The 2738-nt window shown below is 45.7% G+C and carries 5 protein-coding genes; 2 read left to right on the top strand and 3 right to left on the bottom strand.

The window, feature by feature from the left end; translation table 11 throughout:
* On the bottom strand, positions 1-199 hold a 199-nt coding region (locus tag ACFQ1X_RS15510; protein WP_379083325.1), incomplete at its 3' end, for a hypothetical protein.
* A 12-nt stretch (positions 200-211) separates the two neighbouring features.
* Positions 212-553 carry a P-II family nitrogen regulator gene (locus ACFQ1X_RS15505; protein WP_144841692.1) on the bottom strand — a complete coding sequence of 114 codons (342 nt, stop codon included), beginning with the start codon at positions 551-553 and terminating at the stop codon, positions 212-214.
* A 157-nt stretch (positions 554-710) separates the two neighbouring features.
* On the opposite strand from ACFQ1X_RS15505, the gene ACFQ1X_RS15500 reads away from it, so the two are divergent.
* Both ACFQ1X_RS15500 and zupT read left to right on the top strand, forming a co-directional pair.
* Positions 711-1355 (top strand): uracil-DNA glycosylase, encoded by a 645-nt coding sequence (locus ACFQ1X_RS15500; RefSeq protein ID WP_144841693.1) that lies wholly within the window; start codon positions 711-713, stop codon positions 1353-1355.
* 100 nt (positions 1356-1455) lie between these two features.
* Complete coding sequence (gene zupT / locus ACFQ1X_RS15495) at positions 1456-2265, top strand: zinc transporter ZupT (RefSeq protein ID WP_144841694.1); 810 nt, start codon at positions 1456-1458, stop codon at positions 2263-2265.
* A gap of 6 nt (positions 2266-2271) precedes the next feature.
* On the opposite strand, the gene ACFQ1X_RS15490 is transcribed toward zupT, so the two are convergent.
* On the bottom strand, positions 2272-2523 hold the full coding sequence (locus ACFQ1X_RS15490) for a hypothetical protein (protein ID WP_379083322.1): 252 nt from the start codon (positions 2521-2523) through the stop codon (positions 2272-2274).
* Positions 2524-2738: the final 215 nt, after the last annotated feature.

Here is a 2738-nt window from a genome sequence, read left to right as displayed (position 1 = left end):
GGGTCTCAAACGCACTGTCACGGCAAAAATAATGATAAAAAGGAAGACTGGCAAGCTTCTGTACTTTCCATTGCATTCTTCTGCACTTTTCTATTGCATTACACATCTCCACCATAGCAAACCCGGCATGCATGAAAAAGACAAGCATGGCGCCGAGCATAATCCATATCATATCAACTGAGCTTTGTACTGCTTCCATCCAATCTCCTCCTTATCCGACCGCGACATCGCCGCGCTCTTTCGTTCTGATTCTGATTGCTTCTTCAACAGGGAAAATAAAAATTTTTCCGTCTCCGACTTCTCCGGTTGCCGCATAGTCCAAAAGAGCTTCAATAATGGCTTCCACTTTCGAATCTTCCACAACCATTTCCAATTTTAATTTTGGTGAAAACTCCATTTTATACGTATTTCCCCGGAACATGCCGATTCGTCCTTCCTGTTTGCCTATCCCGGCTATTTCCGTGACACTCAAACCGTCAATTCCTTCAAGGGCCAAAGCTTGCCGCACGCTTCCGAAAACAGATGGACGGATAATAGTCTCGATCTTTTTCATTCTTCTCCTCCTAGATGTTAAGTTTTCTAACACTAAAATTATGTTAAGTTTCTTAACATAATAAATAAAGTTTTCAGAAAATGCAAGTATTTATTAAATAAATTGTTAGGAAAGTTAACATTAAAATTATGATAAACTATTTTTGAGGTGATGAATCATGTATAAAATTAGTGATGAACTTGTAGCTTCAGGCTTAGCCCGTATAGCTGGATTTCCAGTAGAAGGGTTTGTGAGAGGGAGTGGGCCGCTGCGGCCTGCCGTCATGCTGGTCGGCGAAGCGCCCGGTGAAAACGAGTTGGAGACAGGAATTCCGTTCACCGGTCGGGCCGGGAAAGAATTGGTGCAATCGCTGGCGAGTGTCGGACTGAGCCGTGAAGATGTTTATATTACCAGTGCTGTCAGAAGCAGGCCGTATAAATGGGGGAAAAAGAAAAAGCGGAATGGGGAAACGGAGGAAAGGAGATACAATCGCGCCCCGACAAAAGGGGAGATTATTGCACATGCACCGATTCTGGATACGGAAATACGTGATATTAAACCGCCTTTAATCGTCACTTTGGGGAATGTCGGCCTTCAACGTTTGATCGGTCCGCAGGCAAAAGTGACGGAAATGCACGGTGTTCTATTGGAAACGCCGATTTTAATGTGGGAAGAAGAGGCGGGGAAGTTTGTTGAATCCACGGAGATTTATCACATTTTGCCGACTTTCCATCCGGCCAGTGTCTTTTACAATCCATCCGTCCGTGCTCTGAAGGAAGAGGATTGGCGAAAGTTAGGGGAAATTCTGAAGTTCCAGAAGTAAAGGAATAATCCAATATCTTTCTTTGTTAAAAAAAGTTGCACAAAGGAAACTTTAAGCGTACAATAACCATATTCAATAGAAGCGGAAGGAAGTCATGGGTATGGACAGTACGGTCTTATTTGCATTGGCGTTGACGCTTTTTGCAGGTCTTGCAACGGGTATCGGCAGTTTGCTGGCGTTTTTCGCCTCCCGGACCAACACGAAATTTTTATCTCTTTCTCTCGGTTTTTCAGCGGGTGTAATGATATATGTATCAATGATTGAAATTTTTGTTAAAGCCAAAGACTCTTTGACGGGCGTGCACGGTGAAACCAACGGCTATTGGCTGACGCTTGCCGGCTTTTTCGGCGGCATGATCTTCATGGCGGTTCTGGACCGTATTCTGCCGCAGCTCGGAAATCCGCATGAAGTCAAAACAATCGAAGATATGGACGAGGGCCCGAGTAATGACGAATATGCCAGACTTCGGAAAATGGGGATTTTTACAGCGCTCGCCATCGGTATCCATAACTTCCCGGAAGGAATCGCGACATTCATGTCAGCGATCCAGGATCCTGCGCTTGGCATCGCGATCGCCATAGCCGTTGCCATCCATAATATTCCGGAAGGGATCGCAGTATCGGTTCCAATTTATTACGCAACGGGCAGTCGGAAAAAAGCATTGCTTTACAGTGTGCTTTCAGGGATCTCGGAACCTATTGGTGCTCTTGCCGCCTGGTTGTTCCTGATGCCTTTCCTGAGCGATACGCTTTTCGGCATCGTCTTTGCTTCGGTCGCGGGAATTATGGTTTTCATTTCACTGGATGAATTATTGCCTGCCGCCAAGCGTTATGATGAAGCGCATCTGTCCATTTACGGGCTTGTTGGCGGCATGGCAGTCATGGCGATAAGCCTGGTATTATTGACTTGACCGCAGCTAAAAGCCGCCGTCTTCCTTATTGAAGGAAGGCGGCGGTTTTTTATAGTCGTAGAAGTAGTTGGATTTAATAAAAAGTTGAACTAATAATTTTGAGAAACCGATATTCCGCAAAACAGCTCGCTTGCCTGGGGGCTCGCGCTGAGCTAACTCGGGCTCTTCGCCCGAGTGGATCTCAGCACTTCGCTTGATCCCCTGGGCGTCTTCGCTGTTTTGCTCCATATCTTTAGAAAGTTCACTCAGCGAAGGCACGTCTCCGGACTGAGCGAATCAATAAGACGAGTGGTCTTCTCGGCTTATTGAGGGAGCTTTGTCCTAAGCGCCGAAGCGTCATGTTTATGCTCATCCTTAATTTAATTTATATGAGTAAATTTCATAATTCCGAGACCTTGCGGCTCTAGGTGTGTAACGGCATGAAAATAGAGCACCTCCCCAAATCCTGTATAATGGTAGTCACCACAACAACA

The organism is Metaplanococcus flavidus (assembly GCF_042675885.1).
GTDB classification, from domain to species: Bacteria; Bacillota; Bacilli; order Bacillales_A; family Planococcaceae; genus Planococcus; species Planococcus flavidus.
This window is presented reverse-complemented; position numbering and strand designations above follow the sequence as displayed.